Here is a 21025-nt window from a genome sequence, read left to right as displayed (position 1 = left end):
TCCTCGGCGACCGTCACGTGAGCGACCGTCGTGTCAGCGACCGGAGCCCGGGTCGTCCTGGTCGTCGTCATCCCGGTCGTCGTGGTCGTGGTGACCGCGAGGGCCACGGTGTCCACCGGGACCGTGACCCCGGCGTCCGTCACCGAAGGGTCCGCGGGGGCCGAAGGGGCCGTCCTCGCCGAAGGGTCCGTCGGGTCCGAGGATCCCGTCGTCCCCGAACAGACCCTGCGGGCCGAAGAATCCTCCGGTACCGAAGGGACCGGCCGGGCCGAAGGGACCGGCCGGGCCGAAGGGACCGTTCGACCCGAAGATGCCGTCCTCGCCGAACAGGTCGGTGCGGTCGTGGTGCCGGTGCGTGCGCGGGCCCTCGTCCTCGAACCGGCCGTCGTCGGGTCGACGGTCACCGGACCGGCGTCGTTCCTCCCGCGCGCGGGCGTCCTCCCGGCGGGCCCGGGCCCGTTCCTTCGCCGCCCGTTCCTTCGCCTCCCGCTCGGCCCGGTCGAACCGGCTCTCGCGCGGCCGGTCCTCGTCGCGTTCCCAGGAGGCGCGGAAGCCGTCCGGCACACGGTGCGGACCGGAGCCCGGCCGTCGTGGGCCGGGACCGGGTCGCGGTCCGGGGTCGGGCCGCTCGGTGTCGGGCCGGGGACCACGGCCACGCGGCCCCGGACGCCCACGGCGACCCCGACCACCGGCACGCTTCCGGGAGTCCTCGAAGAAGCCCCACATGCGTCCCTGCCAGCCGGGTCCGAACTGGTCGTCCATCCCGGAGACGAACCGCTCGTACTTCTCCTCGCCGATCGCCCCCTTGAGCTCCTCCATCCACGGCGTCCAGGTCTCCGGGGCGGGACCGAAGCTCGCCTCGAGGTTCCGGATCACGCGGGTGAGGAGATCCGCGAGGGTCTCCTTCTCGTCGGCGTCGAGTCCCGCGAAGGCCTCACCCTCCGCCGTGGTCTGTTCGGTCGCGCGGCCCGCCTCCGTGAGGTGGATGAGCGTGACCCGGCCGTCCTCGGAGGACTTCTCCCGGGTCACGTACCCCGCACGCTCCAGCTTGAGCACGAGTTCGTTGAGCGAGGCCGGGCGGATACCCAACAAGAAGGCGAGGTCCTTGGTCGACATCCCGTCGCGAAGCTTGAGGAGGGCGAGCAGACGCCCCTGCCCGCGGGAGGGGTCGAGCGCCGGACCGGACTCCGCATCGCTGCGACGGCCACGCAGCTTCCGGCGGTGGACGAGCGAGACGACCTGGACGAGCAGGCGGTCGAGGCGCCGGTCGAGTTCCGTGGCCGGATCGATCACCTCGCCCGCGGTCTCTTCCCTCGCGTCGAGCAGCCCGTCCTCGGCGACCTCCTCGGCGTCGACGACCTCCTCGTCGGTGTGATCCTCCCGGGCACCGACCTCCTCGGTGGTGTCGTCGGCAGGAGTCGTGTCGTTCCCGGGTGGGGTACTTCCGGACGTCGTGTCGTTCTCGTGCTGATTCGGGTTCTCGGGCTGTTCCGGGTTCTCGTTCCCGGGCCCGTCTGTCGGCTGGGGGTACATGATGTGTCCCTTCGCATCGTGCGCGGTCGGTGGGTCGGAAGGCCCGCCACGGTCGTGGTCGAGATCGAAGGGAGGGAACTTCCGACAGGTACCTGTTCGACAAGCACCCGGACACAATTTTGCGGGTACCTGTCGAAAAGTTCAACAGGTACCCGCAGAAGATAGGGAGAACCCCCGGTCCGGCTCGAAGTTGGATCACACCGGCGCCGGACGATCTCAGCGCCAGAGCGCCAGGATGTCCTTCAGGTCCTTGCGCGGACCGGTGTAGAAAGGGATCTCCTCGCGCACGTGCAGACGGGCCTTCGTGTCCCTCAGGTCGCGCATGAGATCGACGATGCGGTGGAGTTCGTCGGCCTCGAAGGCGAGGATCCACTCGTAGTCACCGAGGGCGAACGAGGCGAGCGTGTTCGCGTTGATGTCCTTGTACCCGGCGGCCGCGATGCCGTGGTCCCGCAGCATTCGCGAACGCTCCTCGGCCGGCAGCACGTACCACTCGTAGGAGCGGACGAAGGGATAGACGCACACGTAGTCGCCGGCCACGTCGTCGGTGAGGAAGGCCGGCAGGTGAGCCTTGTTGAACTCGGCCGGACGGTGGATCGCGGTGACGGACCAGACCGGTTCGAGCACCGCACCGAGTGCCGAGCGCCGGATGGCCGAGTAGGCCCGCTGCAGCACCTCGACGCTCGGGGCGTGGTACCAGAACATGAGGTCGGCGTCGGCACGCATGGCCGACACGTCGTAGGTGCCGCGGACGACCAGGCCCTCGTCCGCGAGCGCGGCGAGGGCATCGGTCACCTCGGCGGCCAGGGTCGCGCGATCGACGTCCTCGAGGTCACCGGCGGCGGCGAACACCGAGTAGGCGACGTAGCGGATCTGCGCGTTCGCCTTCTCGATCTCCTCGGGGGTCGGTGCGACGTATTCGGCCATGTGGGTGCTCCTTTGTTCGGAACTCGGGTGGTCTGGGAGGTGGGGTCGAGAGCCTCAGAAGGTCGCGAGCAGCCGGTCGGCGACATCCCGTGCCCGCCCGATGCAGGCGGGGATCCCGACCCCGGAGTGGACGTTGCCGACGAGCGCCAGCCCGTCGATCCGCCGGATGTCGTGGTCGAGATCCGTGAACCGGTCCAGGTGCCCCGGGAAGTACTGCGGGATCGCCTGGGACCACCGCTGGACCTCCACGTGCTTGGCGGGGACGACCTTCCCGGTGATCCGGCGCAGGTCGGCCAGCGCGTTCTCCGCCACCTGGCCGTCGGACATCTTCTGCCAGCCGTTCGGCGGGTCGCCGAACCGGCCGATGCTCATCCGCACGACGGCCGTGTCCTCCGGCAGGAGCTCTCGCAGCCACGGCCACTTGTTCGAGGAGAACGTCGCGGCCTTGATGAAGGCCGGTTCCGTGGGCGGTACGAGGAAACCGGAGCCCTCCGGCGGCCCGTCGGGTGTGCCGATGACGGCGGTGACGAGCGCGGAGGAGGCGTACTCGACGTCGCGCAGGGTCCGCACGGAGCGGTCGAGGCGGGGGTCGTCGAGACCCTCGAGCAGGGGACCCGCGGCATAGGCGGGCACCGCGAGGACCAGGTGGTCGGCGAGGTGAGTGACGGTCTCCTCGGCCTCGAGGTCCTCGCACTCCACGATCCAGCGCGAACCGGTGCCCGGTTCGCCGTACCACAGGTCCTTCGCCGCGGTCTGCAGCTCGATCGTGCCGCCGGCCGAGGTGATCGCCGCGGCGAGCGTGGCCGCCAGCCGGTTCACCCCGCCCTTGATGCTCATGAAGACCGGCGGCGCCTGTCCGTCCTGGGTGCCGGGCACGTCTCCCCCGGCCTTCCCGGCGCCCCCGGCGGCCTTCTGGGCGCGCACCTCGGCGACCCGGTCGAGGACCGAGGTGCCCTCGTGGAAGGCCGGCAACAGCGCCGGGATCGTCGCGGCCAACGAGAGGTCACGACTCCGACCGGCGTAGACCCCGCTGAGCAGCGGGTCGACGACCGTGTCGACGAGGGCGTCACCCAGGCGCTCCGCGAGGAACCGGCCCACGCTCGTGTCGCCGTCGTCCTCGGCGTCGGTGAGGAGTTCGTGCTTCGCCCGTTCGATCTGGTCGGGGCTCAGCAGGCCGTCGAGGACCGACGGGTCCTCCGGCACACCCATGAGGGTCCCAGGCGGGATCGGGTGGAGCTGCCGGTGGGCGAACAGCGAGGAGGACTGCGCAGGATCCGGGTACTCCGGCTCCAGCCCGAGCTCGGCGGCGAGTTCGAAGGCCTCCGGCCGCCGGGCCAGGCACGCCTCGGCGCCGATGTCCGCACCCTCGGGCACGAGCCCGCCGAGCGAGGTGGGCTTGAGGAGACCACCGATGCGGTCACGGCTCTCGACGACCGTGAGGTCGACGTCCGGCCGCTCCGTCAGGATCCGGTGCGCCGCGGTGAGACCGGAGATCCCGGCACCGACGACGAGCACCCGAGGTGCCCGGGCGCCCTGCCCACCGGTGGCGGGCCGTGACTGCGTGGCGGACATGCTGATCACTCCTTGGGGTGGATGACTCGTCCCGACGGCCCCGTGAGGCCGTCCGGTACCGACGCTACCGTCGCGACGGTCAGGAGGCGAGGGGGCGAGGTATCGGACACGACCCGGGACCGGGTACAGGGCGCCTCGACGGCGTCAGTGGTGCTCAGACACTCGCACGTTCGGCGAGGACGGCGCGGGAGACCCGGTGGACCTCCTCGACGACGAGGCCGGGGACGGCCGGGTCTGTGGTCGGCAGGACGCCGTGGCCGAGGTTGAAGACGAAACCGCCGTGGTCGAGGCCCGCGCGGACGATCGCCTCGACGCGCGGCCGCAGGACCTCCCAGGGTGCGAAGAGCATGGCCGGGTCGAGGTTGCCCTGGAGCGCCTGCCCGGGGCTGACACGGCGGGAGGCGGCGGCGAGGTCGACGCGGAAGTCCACGCCCATGACGTCGGACCCGGCGGTGGCCATGTCGCTCAACAGCTCACCGGTCTGCACGCCGAAGTGGAAGGCGGGCACACCTTCGGTCCGCAGTTGTTCGAAGATCCGGGTGGAGTGCGGGAGCACGTGGGTCCGGTAGTCACCCGGGGACAGGTAGCCGGCCCAGGAGTCGAAGAGCTGGAAGGCCCGCGCACCGGCGGCGAGCTGGACGCGGATGAACTCCGCGGAGATGTCGGCCAGGCGGGCGAGCAGGTCGCGGAAGAGCTCGGGGTCGCCGAGCATCATGGCCTTCGTGCGCTCGTGGTTCTTCGACGGGCCACCCTCGATGAGGTACGAGGCGAGCGTGAAGGGGGCACCGGCGAAACCGATGAGCGGGGTGTCCCCGAGTTCCCGGGTGAGGCGGGTGACCGACTCGGTGATGTCGGGGATCATGTCCGCGGTCAGTTCCGGCAGCCGGTCGAGGTCGGTGCGGGTCCGCACGGGTTCGGCGATGACCGGTCCGACACCGGGCTCGATCGTCACGTCGACGCCGGCGGCCTGGAGGGGCACGACGATGTCGGAGAAGAAGATCGCGGCGTCGACCCCGTGGCGGCGGACCGGCTGCAGGGTGATCTCGGTGACGAGGTCCGGTGTCCGGCAGGCCTCGAGCATCGCGGTGCCCTGCCGGAGTTCGCGGTACTCCGGCAGGGAGCGCCCTGCCTGCCGCATGAACCAGACGGGCGTGTGTTCCACCGGCTGCGAGAGGGCAGCACGTACGAGAGTCGAAGCCATGGCCTCATCTTCTCACCACCGCGCACGGGGATGCGACGCGCGGTGTGGGAGCCGGGAGTGAGACGCCGCACATCCGACCGAAGGGTGGCGCACCTCGGCGTGGGAGGACGCGGGGAACACTCATGAAGTCCTAAGGTTGTACCCGTGGCAGCTCCATCACCGCTCACCCGGATCCCCGAGCCCTTCGCGGCCGTGTGCGAGGTCCTGCGCACCGCGCAGGGCACCTCGCACCTGTCCGTGCAGGAGATCCCGGCCCCGGGCAAGTTGGCCCCCTACGCGATCGCGCTCGGCGCGGAGGTCCGTGCCGACCCCACCTTCCTCGCTCACAGCGGGGAGGACATCGAGGAACTCGCGACCGGACGCGTCGTCGTCCTCTACGACCCCGCCCGCCCGGCCGAGTGGGACGGCGAGTTCCGGGTCGTCAGCTACATCCGGGCCGAGCTGGAGCGAGAACTCGGCAACGAGGCGATGCTCGGCACCGTCGCGTGGTCGTGGCTGGAGGAGGCCCTGGAGAAGCACGGCTGCGAGGTCCGCGGCGCCGGGGGCACGACCACCCGGGTGCTCGCCGAGAGCTTCGGCACGCTCGCCGACCGCCGCGCCACCATCGACCTCGAACTCCGCGCCTCGTGGACGCCCGTCGTCGAGGACCCCCACGAGATCGGAGAACACGTGCGCGCCTGGACCGATCTGCTGGCCACCGTCGCCGGCCTGCCGCCCCTGCCGGAGGGTGTCATCGCCCTCCCGGGACGGCGGCGCTGAGATGAGCAGTACCGTCGCACCCGAGGACGCCGACCTCCCCCTGCTCGCCTCCCCCGCCGGCGGCCTGCCCGAGGTCGTCGACACCGTGCCCCGCCTGCGGGTCGCCGCCAAACGCCTGGAGAACGGCACCGGGCCGGTCGCCGTCGACGCCGAACGGGCCTCCGGCATCCGCTACGGCCACCGCGCCATGCTCGTGCAGCTCAAACGGGAGGGCGCCGGGATCGTCCTCGTCGACCCCGAGGCGCTGCCCGACCTCTCCCTCCTCGACGAGGCGCTCCGCGGGACCGAATGGATCCTCCACGCCGCCACCCAGGACCTCCCCTGCCTGGCGGAGCGCGGCATGCACCCCGACGCCCTGTTCGACACCGAGGTCGCCGCCCGCCTGCTCGGGTGGGAGCGGTTCGGACTCGCCGCGGTCGTGGCACGGACCCTCGGGCTGCGGTTGGCGAAGGAGCACTCGCACGTCGACTGGTCGCAGCGTCCCCTCGACCCAGCCTGGGTCGAGTACGCCGCGCTCGACGTCGAGGTGCTCATCGAGGTCGCCGACATCATGCAGGAGATGCTCCTCGACGCCGGCCGCGGCGAGTGGGCCCAGCAGGAGTTCGACGCCCTCCTCGACTTCGAACCGCGGACCTACACCGACCCGTGGCGACGGACCGCCGGGATGGGCAAGATCCGTTCCCGCCGGGTGCTCGGCCGCCTCCGGGAGGTCTGGCAGCTGCGGGACGAGACCGCACGGGCCCGGGACGTCGCCCCCTCGAAGCTCATCCGGGACCGTGACATGGTCGAACTCGTGGGTCTGCGGATCTCCTCCCCCGACGACCTGCGCCAGACCCATGCCGGGCGGTCCCTGTCCGCGGCCGGGCGACGCCGGGTGTTCATGGCGATCAAGCACGCCGACGCCCTGCCGGAGACCGACCTGCCGCCCAAGCGTTCCCCCGATTCCGATCCCCGCCCGCAGGTCGACCGGAACACCGCCCGGGACCGCCTGGAGGTCATGAAGGCGGCGGTCGCCGGGGTCGCCGAGGACCTGGGACTCGCCCACGACGTCCTCCTGACCCCCTCGCTTCTCAAGCGCCTGGCGGCGCGGACGAACGTCGGCCGTCCCTCGGACGTCTCGCGGTTCCTCCGGACGGAAGGCGCCCGGCCCTGGCAGGCCGAGCGGGTGTCCGGTCCCATCGCCCGCGCTGTCGAGGCGCTGGAGCGCTGAGTCAGACGCCGCCCGCGCCCCGGCACCCCACCTCGGAGTCACGCCTCAGGCTGTCCGGGCTTTCCCCAGGTCGGCTTTCCGCGCGACGTCGGCCGGCAGGATCTCGAGGATCCGGGCGACCATCGAGTCGACGTCGAGACCGGCGTACTCCAGGATCTCGTCGCGGGTGCCGTGCGGCAGGAACTCGTCGGGCACGCCGAGTTCGACGACACCCGTCCGGTCTCCCGACTCCCGGAGGTCCTGGCGGATCTGGGATCCGATCCCGCCGATCCGTACACCGTCCTCGATGACGGCGACGAGCGAGTGGTCGGCACCGGTCACGATGACGGAGTCCGGGACGGGCAGCACCCACCGCGGGTCGACGACGGTCGCCCCGATCCCGGTAACGGCCAGGCGATCGGCGACCTCGAGCGCACGGTCGGCCAGGGCCCCGACGGAGACGATGAGGACGTCGTCCCCCAGGCCCGCGGGCGCCTCGGCGAGCACGTCGACCCCGTCGGCGGTCCGGCGCAGGGCGGGGACCTCGGGGCCGACGTGGCCGCGGGAGAAGCGGACGACGGTGGGGGCGTCGGAGACCTCGACGGCCTCGTCGAACTCCTCGACGAGACGAGCGGCGTCACGGGGCGCGGCGAGCTGCAGACCGGGGACGATCTGGAGGAGCGCCATGTCCCAGATCCCGTGGTGGCTCGCACCGTCCGGGCCGGTGACGCCGGCGCGGTCGAGGACGAAGGTGACGCCCTGCCGGTGGAGCGCGACGTCCATGAGCAACTGGTCGAAGGCCCGGTTCATGAAGGTCGCGTAGAGACACACGACCGGGTGGAGGCCACCGTAGGACAGACCGGCGGCACTCGCTACGGCGTGCTGCTCGGCGATCCCGACGTCGAAGACGCGCTCGGGGAACTCCTCCTGGAACTTCTTGAGTCCGACCGGGATGAGCATGGCCGCGGTGATCGCCACGAGGTCGTCACGTTCCCGGCCGACCCGCAGGATCTCGTCACCGAACACGGAGGTCCAGGACTGCTTGCCCGAGGGCTTGGCCTTGCCGGTGGCCGGATCGATGACGCCGACGGCGTGGAACTGGTCGTCCTCGTCGTGGACCGCCGGGGCGTAACCGTGGCCCTTCTCGGTGATCGCGTGGACGACGACGGGGCCCTGGTCGTAGTTCTTGGCCCGCTGGAGGGCCAACTCCATCGCCTCGAGGTCGTGGCCGTCGACCGGGCCCAGGTACTTGAGCCCCATCTCGTCGAACATGCCCAGGCCCGAGCGTTGCGGGCTGGCGCCGTCGACGGAGTTCGCGACCATGTCCTTGAGCCCACGCTTGACTCCGTGGAGGGCGGTGTAGACCGCGCGGCCGGGCGCTCCGCCCTGTTCCAGGCGTTCCTTGCCCCAGCTGAGCAGGCGTTCGTAGTCGGAGCTCGCCTTGAGCGAGTCGAGGTGCTGGGCGAACCCGCCGACGGTCGGCGCGTAGGACCGGCCGTTGTCGTTGACGACGATGACGAGATTGCGTTCGGAACGGTGCGCCTCGGCGGCGATGTTGTTGAGCGCCTCCCAGGCCTGGCCGCCGGTGAGGGCGCCGTCGCCGATGACGACGATCACGTGCCGGTCGGTCTCGCCGCGCAGGGCGTGGGCCTTGCTGATGCCGTCGGCCCAGGACAGGGCGACGGAGGCGTGCGAGTTCTCGATGACGTCGTGCTCGCTCTCGGCCCGACTCGGGTACCCGGAGAGGCCGTCCCGGGCGCGGAGGTTCTCGAACCGTCCGGCCCGGCCGGTGAGGATCTTGTGCACGTAGGACTGGTGCCCGACGTCGAAGAGGACGACGTCCCGGGGTGAGTCGTAGACGCGGTGGATGGCCGTCGTGAGTTCGACGACCCCCAGGTTGGGGCCCAGGTGTCCACCGGTGGCGCTCACCGTCGAGATGAGATGCTCCCGGATCTCCTTGACCAGGACCTGGCACTCGGCAGCATCCAGGGCCCGGACGTCCGCGGGCCCGGAGACGTTCTCGAGGAAACTCATCCTTCCATCCTACGCAGACAACTGGGAGAGGACTGATGCACCGGCGCGCCCGCACGTATTCCGTCCGTCACGCTCCCGTCACTTGGCGGTCACCCGGCGGTCGTGACCTGGCCATGTGCCGGTCATGTCACGGTGGCCGAGCGGAGCGCACCTTCACGTGCGGACACCTCGGGCCTACTCTCGTGGGACCACGCGTATCCCACGAGGACGGAGGCCGGACCATGCACCACACCGACGGATCGACCGGACGGGTACTCCAGTGCCGGACCTGCGGGGTCGAGTACCCGGCCGCCGCACTGCCGGACGTCTGCCCGATCTGTGCCGACGAACGTCAGTACCTGCGCCCCGACGGCCGCCAACTGTGGGCCGACCCGGACGACTTCGACGGGGACGTCTCCCTCCACGAGGTCGAGCCCGGGGTCTGGCGCATCGACACGAGTGGTGCTCCCGGGATCGGCCAGCGCGCGTACCTCCTCGTCAGTGGCTCGGGGAACGTCATGATCGACGTGCCCGGTGCTTTTCACCCCGCCGCCGTCGCCACGATCCACGACCTGGGAGGGATCCAGGCGATCATCGCCAGCCACCCGCACATGTACGCGGTCCAGAGCCTGTGGTCGGCCGCCTTCGACGACGCCCCGGTGTACGTCTCCGCCCCCGACGAGCACTGGCTCGCGGTCCGGCCCACCCGCTGCCTCGTCTGGGACGACGAGGTCGAACTCGTCCCGGGAGTCGTCGCCTCCCAACCCGGCGGCCACTTCCCCGGGAGCACCGCCGTCCACTGGGCCGGCGAGGACGGCGCCGGGGTCCTGTTCACCGGCGACACGATCGGCGTCAACCGCGACGGTGAGACGCTCGCCTTCATGTGGTCCTACCCCAACCGGATCCCCTTGTCCGCCGCGGTCGCCGAGCGGATCGCCGGCCACGTCTCCCGCCACGACTTCGCGCGCCTCTACGACAACTTCGGTGGGACGATCGCCACCGACGCCCGCGCCCGGGTCCGCACCTCCGCCGCCCGTCATGCCTCCTGGGCCCGCGGAGACCACGACCACCTCACCGGAGGTTCCCACTCCCTCCCCCACAGCCGCCGAGGCGCCCGCCACCCGCACATGTGATGCGCGGGTGGCGGGCGCCTCGCGAGCGGGAAACGGCGCGGGAACGACGCCGGCCCGTGACCTCACGAGGTCACGGGCCGGTCGGCACCCCCGCGGTGACGTCACCGCGGCGGGGTGCGGATCACTTGGTGTCGTTCACCAGCGAGCGGAGCACGTACTGCAGGATGCCGCCGTTGCGGTAGTAGTCGGCCTCACCGGGGGTGTCGATGCGGACGACCGCGTCGAACTCGACGGTGGTGCCGTCCTCCTTGGCCGCCGTGACCGTGAGCGTCTTCGGCGTGGTGCCCTCGTTGAGGGCGGTGACACCGGCGATCGAGTAGGTCTCGGTGCCGTCGAGGCCCAGCGAGTCCGCGGACTCACCGGCGGGGAACTGCAGCGGCAGGACGCCCATGCCGATGAGGTTCGAGCGGTGGATGCGCTCGAAGGACTCGGCGATGACGGCGGACACGCCCAGGAGCTTGGTGCCCTTGGCGGCCCAGTCGCGGGACGAACCGGAGCCGTACTCCTTGCCGCCGAGGACGACGAGCGGGATGCCGGCGGCCTGGTAGTTCTGCGACGCGTCGTAGATGGTCGTCTGCGGCGCGCCCTCCTGCGTGAAGTCGCGGGTGAAGCCACCCTGGACGTCGTCGAGGAGCTGGTTGCGCAGACGGATGTTCGCGAACGTACCGCGGATCATCACCTCGTGGTTACCGCGGCGGGAACCGTAGGAGTTGAAGTCCTTGCGCTCCACACCGTTCTCGACCAGGTACTTGCCGGCGGGGGTGTCCGCCTTGAAGGAACCGGCCGGGGAGATGTGGTCGGTGGTGACCGAGTCGCCGAGCTTGGCGAGCACGCGGGCGCCGGAGATGTCGGAGACCTTCGGCACCTCGAGGGTCATGCCGTCGAAGTACGTGGGCTTCCGGACGTAGGTGGAATCGGCGTCCCACGCGAAGGTGTTGCCCTCGGGGGTGTCGATCTGCTGCCAGCGCTCGTCACCGTCGAAGATGGTGCCGTACTCACCGGTGAACATCTCGGTGTCGATCGACGAGGCGATGACCTCCTCGATCTCCTCCGGCGAGGGCCAGATGTCGGCGAGGAAGACGTCCTCGCCGTTCTCGCCCTTGCCCAGCGGCTGGTTCTCGAAGTCGAAGTCCATGGTGCCGGCGAGCGCGTAGGCGACGACCAGCGGCGGGGACGCGAGGTAATTCATCTTCACGTCCGGGGAGATCCGACCCTCGAAGTTGCGGTTGCCGGAGAGCACCGCGGTGACGGAGAGGTCCTGCTCCTGGATGGTCTTCGAGATCTCGTCCTCGAGCGGGCCGGAGTTACCGATGCAGGTGGCGCAGCCGTAACCGACGACGAAGAAGTTGAGCGCCTCGAGGTCCTCGATGAGGCCGGCCTTCTCGTAGTACTCGGTGACGACCTTCGAACCGGGGGCGATGGAGGTCTTGACCCACGGCTGCGAGTTCAAGCCCTTCTTGCGGGCGTTGCGGGCCAGGAGGCCGGCGGCCATCATCACCGAGGGGTTCGAGGTGTTGGTGCACGAGGTGATCGAGGCGATCGCCACCGCACCGTTCTTCAGCTCGAAGTCCCGACCGTCACCCATGGAGACGGGGACCGACTTGGCCTCCTCGCCGGGCTGGGCGTAGTTGTGGATGTCCTTGGCGAACTGGTCCTTGGCGTCGGTCAGCTCGATGCGGTCCTGCGGACGCTTGGGGCCGGAGATCGACGGAACGACCGTGGAGAGGTCCAGCTCGAGGTACTCGGAGTACTCGACCTCGACCGAGGGATCGTGCCAGAGGCCCTGTTCCTTGGCGTAGGTCTCGACGAGGTCGATCTGCTCCTGGGAACGACCGGTGAGACGCAGGTAGTCGATCGTCACGTCGTCGATCGGGAAGATCGCGGCGGTCGAACCGAACTCCGGCGACATGTTGCCGATCGTCGCACGGTTGGCCAGCGGCACGGAGCCGACGCCCTCGCCGTAGAACTCGACGAACTTACCGACGACGCCCTTCTGGCGCAGCATGTCGGTGATCGTGAGGACGACGTCGGTGGCGGTGACGCCGGCCGGGATCTCACCGGAGAGCTTGAAGCCGAGGACCGGCGGGATGAGCATGGAGACCGGCTGGCCGAGCATCGCGGCCTCGGCCTCGATGCCGCCGACGCCCCACCCGAGCACGCCCAGGCCGTTGACCATGGTCGTGTGGGAGTCGGTGCCGACGAGGGTGTCGGGGTACGCGCGGAGCACGCCGTCGACCTCACGGGCCATGACGGTGCGGGCCAGGTACTCGATGTTGACCTGGTGGACGATGCCCATGCCCGGGGGGACGACCTTGAAGTCGTCGAAGGCGGTCTGGCCCCAGCGCAGGAACTGGTACCGCTCGCCGTTGCGCTGGTACTCGATGTCCATGTTGCGCTGCATGGCGTCGGCCGAACCGAAGGCGTCGATCTGGACCGAGTGGTCGATGACGAGCTCGGCCGGTGCCAGCGGATTGATCTTGGACGGGTCGCCGCCCAGGTCCTTGACGGCCTCACGCATGGTCGCGAGGTCGACGATGCAGGGCACACCGGTGAAGTCCTGCATGACGACGCGGGCCGGGGTGAACTGGATCTCGGTGTCCGGGTCCGCCTTGGGATCCCAGTTGGCGAGGGCCTTGATGTGGTCCTCGGTGATGTTCGCACCGTCCTCGGTACGAAGCAGGTTCTCCAGCAGCACCTTGAGGGCGTACGGCAGCTTCTCCGAGCCTTCGACCGCGCCTAGGCGGAAGATCTCGTAGGACTTGCCGGAAACCTCGAGAGTGCCCTTCGACCCGAAGGTGTCGACGTTGCTCATCGTGAGCCTCCTGTTTGGTTGGCACGTTGATACTCGTCAGATCCGACTGCCCGCACCGGCCGGAACGACCGACAGGCCACCGACGTACGCGCGCGCAGACATATAGACAAGAAAAGCCTTGCCTAAAGTATCTTGATGTCGAGATAAATCCTAGCAGCACCCCCGCCCGACCGGTACCTCCCCCCGGGGGATCTCCCCCTGGCGGGCCGACCCGGCGCTCCGTAACGTGGGAGGTGCACGGTGACCTCCACCGTGCCACGCACGCCTTCTCAGGAGAACCCATGGATCCCTTCACACTCGGTGCCGGCTTCGGACTCGGCGCACTGGTGCTCGGCCTCATCTGTCTGTGGGCCTGCCGGAAGATCGCCCGCGGCAAGAACCGCTCGACGTTCTGGTGGGGCCTCTGGGGCTTCCTCGCCACATGGATCGCGCTCATCATCGTCGCGGTGCTGCCGGACAAGAGCCACGCCCGCTACTGACACTCCCCCGGTACAAGACCTGCGCCCGGTGTCCTCCACGGACACCGGGCGCAGGTCTTCTCAGCGTGTAAAGACTTCTCAGCGCGTGAAGACGCTGAGGAACTCCGTGTGCGCGGTGAGCGGGAAGTAGTCGTGCGCCGCGGTCTTCTCCAGACGGAATCCCGAGCCCACGAGTGCCGCCGCGTCACGGGCGAAGGTCGCCCCGTCGCAGGAGACGTAGACGATCCTCTCAGCGGCCGAGTCCGCGAGCAGCCGGGTGACGGCCGCGCCCGCACCGGCCCGCGGCGGGTCGAGGACGACGGTGTCCGCCTCCGGCAGGGACTCCAGCTTCTCGATCCGGGCGGTGGTGAAGTCCGCGAGTACTCCCGCGGCCTCCGCGTTGACCTCCGCGGACTCGATGGCCGCGTCCGATCCCTCGATGCCGGTCACCGACACGCCGTGGGCCCCGGACACGGCCAGGGAGAACAGTCCGACCCCGCAGTAGAGGTCGAGCACCCGGCGTGCGCCGGTGGTCTCCTCGACGACCCGGGCGGACAGTTCCCGCGCCGCGTCCCGGTGGACCTGCCAGAAACCGTCGGCCCGGACCCGGAAGGGCGTGTCGATCCCGGCAACGTGCTCCGTGAGCAGCCCGTCTCCGAGGACCGGCCGCAGGACCGTCCGGGCCCCCGCGCCGCCCCGGTTCCGCCCGCCGCGCGCCGATTGCCCGCGACGGGCGCCGCGGCGGGGCCTCCGGGACGGGTCCGGCTCGCGGACGAGCAGGTGCCAGCCGGGGCCGGCCGCCTCGACGGCATGACGCAGTGTGGTGCGCGACTCCGCCTCGGGGGTGCCGTCGACGATCACCGCACCGCTCGCGTACTCGCCGGCCCGGTCGGCGGCCACGGCGATCTCCAGCCGGTCGGCCCCGGGCAGGGAGAGGTGGTGGAGACCGAGCATCTCGATCTCGGGCACGGCGAAGGGCACGAGCTCGACCGGGACGACCCGGTGGGAACCGGTGGCGTGCATGCCGACGGTGCCCTCGGCGTCGACGGCGAGCTGGACCCGGGTCCGCCAGTCGAGACCGGCGGTGGGGTCGGCGGCGGTGGCGGGCGCCTCGTGGGCGGCGGGCAGCACGCGCGGGGTCAGGTCGAGGCCACCGATGCGGCGGAACTGGTCCGCCGCGGCCGCCTCCTTGAGCTCCCGGCTGTGGGGCAGGTCGACGTGGGCGTACTCCATCCCGCCGACCCCGGCGGCACCGAGTGCGATCCGGCGGTCGTCCACGCGGTGGGGAGAGGGTTCGTGGACATCGACGACCTCGGCGCGGGCGAGTGCCTTGCGGACCTCGGTCACCCGGACGGTCACCCGCTCGCCCGGCAGGGCACCGGAGACGAAGACCACCCGTCCGTCGACCCGGGCCACGGCCTCTCCCCCGGCCGCCGCGTTCCCCACGTCGAGGGTGAGCCGGGTGTCGATCGCGAGGTCGGTGTGTGTCATCAGAGGTGATCCAGTGCTTTCTTGTCGATGTCGCCGGCGCGGCGCAGGAGTGCGTCACGGTTGCGGCGGAAGGAACGCAGTCGCCAGGGCACGGTCGCCACGACGACGTTCGGCACGATGAGGAGCCGCGACTTCAGGCGCAGGACCGTCTGGTTGTGCAGCCAATTCTCCCACCAGCGTCCGACGATGTACTGCGGGATGTACACGACGACCAGGTCACGCGGGGACTTCTGCCGGATCGCGCCGATGTGGTTCATGATCGGGCGCACGAGTTCCCGGTAGGGCGAGGCGAGCACCGTGAGCGGGACCGGCATGCGCAGGTCGTCCCAGTCCTTCTGCAGGGAGTCCGCGGCGTCCTCGTCGACGGCGACACTCACCGCCTGGAGGAAGGTGGGGCGGGCGGCACGGGCGAAGGAGATGGCCCGCAGAGTCGGCTTGTGGACATCGGTGACGACGACGACCGCGTGGACGTTCGAGGGCAGGGCGCGACGTTCCGACTCGTCCTCCTCGGGGGCCAACTCCCGCTCGACGCGGGTGTAGTGCCGGTGGATGAGGCCCATCCCGAGGTAGAGGACGACCATCGCGGCCAGGGCCAGCCAGGCACCGGACAGGAACTTCGTCACGACCGCCACACCGAGGACCACGAGCGCGATGACGAACCCGACGGTGTTGACGACGAGGTTGACCCGCATGCGCAGGCGGGTGGGCGAGGCGACCATCCGGCGGATCCTGGCCCGCCAGTGCTTCATCATGCCCAGCTGTCCGAGCATGAAGGCGACGAACACCCCGACGAGGTAGAGCTGGATGAGCTCCGGTGCCCGGGCCTCGAAGCCGACGACAAGGACCGCGGCGGCCGCCGCGAGCAACAGGATGCCGTTCGTGAAGGTCATCCGGTCACCGCGGGTGGCGAGCTGATGGGGCAGGAAGCTGTCACGGGCGAGCCGGGACGCGAGTCCCGGGAACCCCTCGATCGCGGTGTTCGCGGCGACGAGGAGGACGAGCGCGGTGACGAGGAGGACGAGGAAGGAGACGAGGGGCGCCCCGGAGAAGACCGCCTCGGACAACTGGGCGAGCACCGGGGGAAGACGGTAGTCCTCGGCGACGGCGCCGCCACCGGGCATGACGAGCTGGGCCTGGGGGTCGGCCACGTAGACGACGCCCACCCGCTGGGCCAGCCAGGTGAGCCCGACGAGCATGAACGCCGAGAGACCACCGGTGAGGACGAGGGTCCGGGCGGCGTTCACCCCGCGCGGAGCCGCGAACCGGGGGACGGCGGTCGCCACCGTGTGGGCACCGGCGAGGGCCACGGAGCCGGCGGAGAACGAGCGCAGGACGATGAAGGCCGCGCCCAGACCGACGAGCAGGGTGTTCGCCCCGGGATCGGGGACGACGGTGAAGCCGGTGGTCTCGGCGACCGGCACGTCGCCGCCGAGGATGCGGAAGGTGCCGACGACGACGGTGGTCACCACCGCCGCGAGGAACAGGTAGGTCGGGGCGGCCAGGACGCCTCGGGCGCGGAACGATCCGCGCAGACCCACGAGCATGACGAGGACGATGCCGACGACCGCGACCCAGGTCCGGTGGGGTGCGAGCACCGGGAACGCGGCACCGATGTACCCGGCGAAGACGGTGGTCGAGACGGCGAGCGTGAGCACGTAGTCGACGAGGAGGGCCGCGGCGGCCCCGAGACCGAACTTGCGCCCCAGGTTCTTGGTGGCCACCTCGTAGTCGCCACCGCCACCCGGATAGGCGCGCAGGTTGAGTCGGTAACAGAGGACGACGACGAGGATGACGACCCCGACGGCGAGTCCCACCCACGGCGACACCGTGAGGGCCACGAGCCCCGAGGCGGCCAGGGACAGGAGGATCTCGTCGGGCGCATAGGCGACCGAGGACAACATGTCCGAGGCGAAGACGGGCATCGCCGTCCGCTTCGGCAGCGCCTCCGTGCGGTAGTGGTCGCTGCGGAAGGGCCGTCCGACGAGTAGTCTTCTGACTGCATCGGAGATACTGGTAGCCACGGGCCCATCGTAGGGGACCGGCCCCGGACCACGGGTGGTCACCACCCGCTGACCTGCAGGGAAAGGAACACACCACAGGTGCACTTCGTCATCATGGGTTGCGGTCGCGTGGGCGCCACGCTCGCCCGGCAGCTCGACAAGGAGGGCCATTCGGTGGCCGTCGTCGACCAGGACCCGGACGCCTTCCACAAGCTCACGAAGGCCTTCTCCGGGAAGACCGTCACCGGGGTCGGCTTCGACCGTGACGCCCTGGCCCGCGCCCGCTGCGAGGACGCCTACGCCTTCGCCGCGGTCTCCAGTGGTGACAATTCCAACATCCTTGCCGCGCGCGTCGCCCGGGAGACCTTCGGCGTCAAGCACGTCGCCGCCCGGATCTACGACCCGCGCCGCGCCCAGGTGTTCGAACGACTGGGGATCCCGACCGTCGCGACGGTCCGCTGGACCGCAGAACAGATGCGCCGCCGTCTCATGCCGCAGGGAGGGGTCACCGAGTACCGGGACCCGTCCGGCCGTCTGTCCCTGGCCCAGATACATCTGAATCCCGAGTGGATCGACCACCCGATCTCCCAGATCGAGGACCGTGCCGATGCGCGGATCGCCTATCTCACCCGGATGAGCGAGGCGATGACGGTCACCCCCGAGACGATCATCCAGGACGGGGACCTGGTCCACGTCGTGTGCGAGAAGGAACGGGTCGACGAGATCGTCCGGCTCCTCGACATGCCGGTCCACCGCGAGGACCGCAATGCCCTGTTCGCCCCCGAGGAGGACGCATGAAGGAGGCCGCATGAAGGTCGTCATCGCCGGTGCCGGGTCCGTGGGCCGCTCCGTCGCCCTCGAACTCAAGGACAAGGGCCACGACATCGTCCTCATCGACCGCTCGAAGGCCGCCATCCGCCGCGACCTCGTGCCCGGGGCCACCTGGGTGCTCGCCGACGCCGTCGAACTCGACCACCTCGGCGACGCCGGGATGGAGGAGGCCGACGTCGTCGTCTCCGCGACCGGTGACGACAAGGTCAACCTCGTCCTCAGCCTGCTGGCGAAGACGGAGTTCGGAGTACCGCGCACCGTGGGCCGGGTGAACAACCCGCGCAACGAGTGGCTGTTCGACTCCAACTGGGGCGTCGACGTCGCCGTGTCGACCCCGCGTCTCATGACCGCGCTCGTCGAGGAGGCCGTCGAGGTCGGCGGCCTCGTCAACCTCATGCATCTGGAGAAGGGTCGCGCGACCCTCATGGAGTTCACCGTCCACGAGGGGGCCGACGTGCTCGGCCGCCGCACCGGCACCATCGAATGGCCGCCGGACACCGTCCTCGTCGCCATCGTCCGCCACGGCAAGGCCTTCGCGCCCGACCCCGACGACCTCATCGAGTCCGGCGACGAGCTGTTCTTCATCTCCAGCACGGAGCGCCGCGACGGGCTGCTCGCCCTCCTCCGCAGCTGAGCCAGGTCTCCTTAAAGAGAAACAGAATCGAGTGTGCGCAGAATGGCGTGTCGGACCGTATCCGACGCCATTCTGCGCACACTCGATTCAGCGGACCGGAAAGCCTGTCGTCAGCGGCCGAGAAGGCGGTAGGAGGGGTTGAGGGCGACGGGGCCGGCGGCACGGTCGTCACCGGAGCCGTCGCAGAACCGGCCGTCGAGTTCGAGGGCACGACCCGTCGCGATGCCGGGGATCGCCCGGCGGCCCAGGAACCGGGCCGTGACGACGCCCTTGCCGTCGCTCACGTCGACGGACAGCTGGGGCGCCTCGTCGGGCACGGAACGGGTGAGGGAGACGATGACGCCGGCGACCTTCGTGGCCATCCGGGGGCGCACCGCGTCCATCGGGGTCGCCCCCTCGACACGACTGACGGCACCGAGGTCCGTCTCCTCCTCGACATCGCGGGAGGCGAAGCGTTCCAGGAGTCCCATCAGCGGACCTCCGTGATCTCCGGGCCGCGTTCGAACGGGTTGAGGTCGTCGGAGCGCTCGGCGGCCCGCGCGCCCTCGTCCGTCTGCTTATCGGAACCCGCCGGGGCGGCCTTGGGCTCGCGGAGGGGCAACATCTCACGTGGGGGCATCGCCTCGGTGCCACGGACGACGACGGTGCCACGGACGAGGTCCTGCAGCTTCTTCTGCAGGTCCTCGTCGCCGAGCGCCTTGCCGCCGTAGACCGCACGGAGGAACCAGCGGGGGCCGTCGACACCGGCGAACCGGGTGAGCTTGAGGCCCACGCGGCCGTCCGGCAGCTTCACGGGGGTCTTGGTGAGCAGTTCCCGGCCGAGGTCGGAGTAGAGATCGGCAACCTGGCCGCCGTTCTTCGTCGTGTTCTCCGCGATCTGGGTCCGCACGGTCTCCCACAGGCCCTCGGACTTCGGGGCCGCGAAGGCCGAGAGCTGGACCGAGCCGCCCTCGAGCACGAGCGTGACGGCGACGATCTTCTTCGTCTTGTCCTTGACGTCCAGGCGCACCTGCATGCCGTTCTTCACGGGCACCCGCAGGGACCCGAGGTCGACACGGTCGGCCGCGGGGATCTCGTCGTCCTCGTCGAAGGGACCGGCCTCGGTCCGGTCGGCCGGGGCCGACTTCTCGACGAGGTCCTCGTCGACGTCGTCCTCGAACCCGTCACCGGTGTCCTCGGGACCCTCCGCGTCGACCGGCAGGTCCCGGTCGTCGTCGGTCGCACCGGGCTGCGGTGCGTTCTTCTTCCCGAGGAAGCTGAAGAGTCCCATGTCGTCCTTTGCTCGTGTGACGTGTCTGGCCGGGCCGTGCCCAGTGTAGGCGCCTGCGACGAGAGCGCCACCCCGCAGGACTCGCGGGACCGGTGGGATTCCGGAGGACAGGGCGCCTCGGCGGCGGAGAGTCCGGCCGAGAGGTCAGCGGTGGGGTGCCGGGGCCCGGGCGGCGTGAAGGTCAGCGCCCGGTGGCCGGCGTGAAACCGCCGGTGGAGCCGAAGCCGCCCTCACCGCGGGCGGTCGGGTCGAGGCAGTCGACCTCGACGAACTCGGCGCGGACGACGCGCTGGATCACCAGCTGTGCGATCCGGTCGCCCCGGGAGACGACGAAGGGGAGGTCCGGGTCGAGGTTGATGAGCGGGACCTTGATCTCACCGCGGTAGCCGGCGTCGATGGTGCCCGGCGCGTTGACGACGGTGATCCCGTGCTTGGTCGACAGGCCCGAGCGGGGGTGGACGAAGGCGGCGGTGCCCTCCGGGAGCGCCAGCGCGATCCCGGTGCCCACGAGCTTCCGCTCGAAGGGCTGGAGGGTCAGGTCCTCCGTCGAGTACAGGTCGGCGCCCGCGTCACCCACGTGTTCGTAGGACGGCACCGGGAGTCCCCGGTCGATGAGCTTGAGTTCGATCCGTTGTTCGTCTGCAGCCACGAGAGCGCACTCTAACCGCTCGGGTCGCTGTGGGAGAATCGGAGGCATGTCCGCATCGTCCGATCACCTCTCCCCCACGCCCGGCGACACCACCGGACCGTCCGACACGGTCCTCCACGCCGAACGCCTGTGGCCACCCTTCTCCTGGTGGTTCGTCACCGCCTGCCTGTCAGCGATGACCTCCCTCATGGTCATCCCGATCTGGTCGGCCGGCGGCGTGATCGTGCCCGTCGTCGTGTTCTTGCTCGCCGTCCTCGGGCTCCGAGCGGCCTCGCCGCGGATCGTCGTGACGGCCGATGCCCTGCACGTCGGACGCGCCTGGATCGAGCGGGAGTTCGTCACCGACGTCGAGGCCTTCGACGCCGAGGAGTCCTTCGCCGAACGCGGCCCCCGCATGGACGCCCGTGCCTTCTTCCTCATCCGTCCCTGGGTCAAGCGTGTCGCGAAGATCACGATCGACGACGCCTCCGACGACACCCCCTACTGGCTCGTCTCCAGCCGCGACCCCGAGGCCCTCGCCGCCGCCTTGCGCTGAGACCCCGTTCTGGCCCGC

Annotated in this window: 18 protein-coding genes; 7 read left to right on the top strand and 11 right to left on the bottom strand. The window is 70.3% G+C overall.

Going from position 1 to position 21025, the window contains the following annotated elements; translation table 11 throughout:
- Window positions 1-33: 33 nt before the first annotated feature.
- The 4 genes from AAD496_RS09690 to hemE form a co-directional block, all read right to left on the bottom strand.
- On the bottom strand, window positions 34-1533 hold the full coding sequence (locus AAD496_RS09690) for a MarR family winged helix-turn-helix transcriptional regulator (RefSeq protein ID WP_349828493.1): 1500 nt from the start codon (window positions 1531-1533) through the stop codon (window positions 34-36).
- A gap of 216 nt (window positions 1534-1749) precedes the next feature.
- Window positions 1750-2460, bottom strand: a complete 711-nt coding sequence (gene hemQ / locus AAD496_RS09685; protein WP_349828492.1) for a hydrogen peroxide-dependent heme synthase — start codon at window positions 2458-2460, stop codon at window positions 1750-1752.
- Window positions 2461-2514: 54 nt separating this feature from the next.
- The gene (gene hemG, locus AAD496_RS09680) at window positions 2515-4032 is read right to left on the bottom strand and encodes a protoporphyrinogen oxidase (protein WP_349828491.1); all 1518 of its coding nucleotides are present in this window, start codon (window positions 4030-4032) and stop codon (window positions 2515-2517) included.
- Window positions 4033-4186: 154 nt separating this feature from the next.
- Window positions 4187-5233 carry a uroporphyrinogen decarboxylase gene (hemE, locus tag AAD496_RS09675; RefSeq protein WP_349828490.1) on the bottom strand — a complete coding sequence of 349 codons (1047 nt, stop codon included), beginning with the start codon at window positions 5231-5233 and terminating at the stop codon, window positions 4187-4189.
- Between the two features lie 144 nt (window positions 5234-5377).
- Between hemE and AAD496_RS09670 the strand changes: the two genes are divergently transcribed.
- Together AAD496_RS09670 and AAD496_RS09665 are read left to right on the top strand one after the other, a co-directional pair.
- Complete coding sequence (locus AAD496_RS09670) at window positions 5378-5992, top strand: DUF3000 domain-containing protein (RefSeq protein WP_349828489.1); 615 nt, start codon at window positions 5378-5380, stop codon at window positions 5990-5992.
- A gap of 1 nt (window position 5993) precedes the next feature.
- Window positions 5994-7202 (top strand): HRDC domain-containing protein, encoded by a 1209-nt coding sequence (locus AAD496_RS09665; RefSeq protein WP_349828487.1) that lies wholly within the window; start codon window positions 5994-5996, stop codon window positions 7200-7202.
- A gap of 45 nt (window positions 7203-7247) precedes the next feature.
- On the opposite strand, the gene dxs is transcribed toward AAD496_RS09665, so the two are convergent.
- Window positions 7248-9215 (bottom strand): 1-deoxy-D-xylulose-5-phosphate synthase, encoded by a 1968-nt coding sequence (dxs, locus tag AAD496_RS09660; protein ID WP_349828485.1) that lies wholly within the window; start codon window positions 9213-9215, stop codon window positions 7248-7250.
- A gap of 221 nt (window positions 9216-9436) precedes the next feature.
- Between dxs and AAD496_RS09655 the strand changes: the two genes are divergently transcribed.
- Entirely contained in the window at window positions 9437-10327 is an 891-nt protein-coding gene (locus tag AAD496_RS09655) for an MBL fold metallo-hydrolase (RefSeq protein ID WP_349828484.1), read from the top strand.
- Between the two features lie 121 nt (window positions 10328-10448).
- On the opposite strand, the gene acnA is transcribed toward AAD496_RS09655, so the two are convergent.
- Window positions 10449-13139, bottom strand: a complete 2691-nt coding sequence (acnA, locus tag AAD496_RS09650; protein ID WP_349828482.1) for an aconitate hydratase AcnA — start codon at window positions 13137-13139, stop codon at window positions 10449-10451.
- Between the two features lie 281 nt (window positions 13140-13420).
- Here acnA and AAD496_RS09645 point away from each other — a divergent pair, with 281 nt between their 5' ends.
- Complete coding sequence (locus AAD496_RS09645; protein WP_349828481.1) at window positions 13421-13618, top strand: hypothetical protein; 198 nt, start codon at window positions 13421-13423, stop codon at window positions 13616-13618.
- A 78-nt stretch (window positions 13619-13696) separates the two neighbouring features.
- Here AAD496_RS09645 and AAD496_RS09640 read toward each other — a convergent pair whose 3' ends face one another.
- Window positions 13697-15088, bottom strand: coding sequence for a class I SAM-dependent RNA methyltransferase (locus AAD496_RS09640; RefSeq protein ID WP_349828480.1), 1392 nt, complete (start codon window positions 15086-15088; stop codon window positions 13697-13699).
- Complete coding sequence (locus AAD496_RS09635) at window positions 15088-17109, bottom strand: APC family permease (RefSeq protein WP_349828478.1); 2022 nt, start codon at window positions 17107-17109, stop codon at window positions 15088-15090. Before AAD496_RS09635 ends, AAD496_RS09640 begins: the two co-directional genes overlap by 1 nt.
- A 78-nt stretch (window positions 17110-17187) precedes the next feature.
- On the opposite strand from AAD496_RS09635, the gene AAD496_RS09630 reads away from it, so the two are divergent.
- Both AAD496_RS09630 and AAD496_RS09625 read left to right on the top strand, forming a co-directional pair.
- A complete protein-coding gene (locus tag AAD496_RS09630) occupies window positions 17188-17886 on the top strand; it encodes a potassium channel family protein (RefSeq protein ID WP_349828477.1) in 699 nt (232 codons plus the stop codon).
- A gap of 10 nt (window positions 17887-17896) precedes the next feature.
- Window positions 17897-18553 (top strand): potassium channel family protein, encoded by a 657-nt coding sequence (locus AAD496_RS09625; RefSeq protein ID WP_349828476.1) that lies wholly within the window; start codon window positions 17897-17899, stop codon window positions 18551-18553.
- Window positions 18554-18663: 110 nt separating this feature from the next.
- Here AAD496_RS09625 and AAD496_RS09620 read toward each other — a convergent pair whose 3' ends face one another.
- The 3 genes from AAD496_RS09620 to dut all read right to left on the bottom strand — a co-directional run bounded on the left by AAD496_RS09620 (window position 18664) and on the right by dut (window position 20472).
- The gene (locus AAD496_RS09620) at window positions 18664-19023 is read right to left on the bottom strand and encodes a DNA-binding protein (protein ID WP_349828474.1); all 360 of its coding nucleotides are present in this window, start codon (window positions 19021-19023) and stop codon (window positions 18664-18666) included.
- Window positions 19023-19823 (bottom strand): DUF3710 domain-containing protein, encoded by an 801-nt coding sequence (locus AAD496_RS09615; RefSeq protein ID WP_349828473.1) that lies wholly within the window; start codon window positions 19821-19823, stop codon window positions 19023-19025. The genes AAD496_RS09620 and AAD496_RS09615 overlap by 1 nt, the downstream gene beginning before the upstream one ends.
- Before the next feature lie 181 nt (window positions 19824-20004).
- Window positions 20005-20472, bottom strand: coding sequence for a dUTP diphosphatase (gene dut, locus AAD496_RS09610; RefSeq protein WP_349828472.1), 468 nt, complete (start codon window positions 20470-20472; stop codon window positions 20005-20007).
- 46 nt (window positions 20473-20518) lie between these two features.
- On the opposite strand from dut, the gene AAD496_RS09605 reads away from it, so the two are divergent.
- The gene (locus AAD496_RS09605) at window positions 20519-21007 is read left to right on the top strand and encodes a DUF3093 domain-containing protein (RefSeq protein WP_349828470.1); all 489 of its coding nucleotides are present in this window, start codon (window positions 20519-20521) and stop codon (window positions 21005-21007) included.
- The last annotated feature ends 18 nt before the right edge of the window (window positions 21008-21025 follow it).

Origin of the sequence: Brevibacterium litoralis, assembly GCF_040212315.1 — a bacterium.
Classification (GTDB): domain Bacteria; phylum Actinomycetota; class Actinomycetes; order Actinomycetales; family Brevibacteriaceae; genus Brevibacterium; species Brevibacterium litoralis.
The sequence above is the reverse complement of the archived record's forward strand: the minus strand, read 5'-3'. Positions and strand labels throughout refer to the sequence as shown.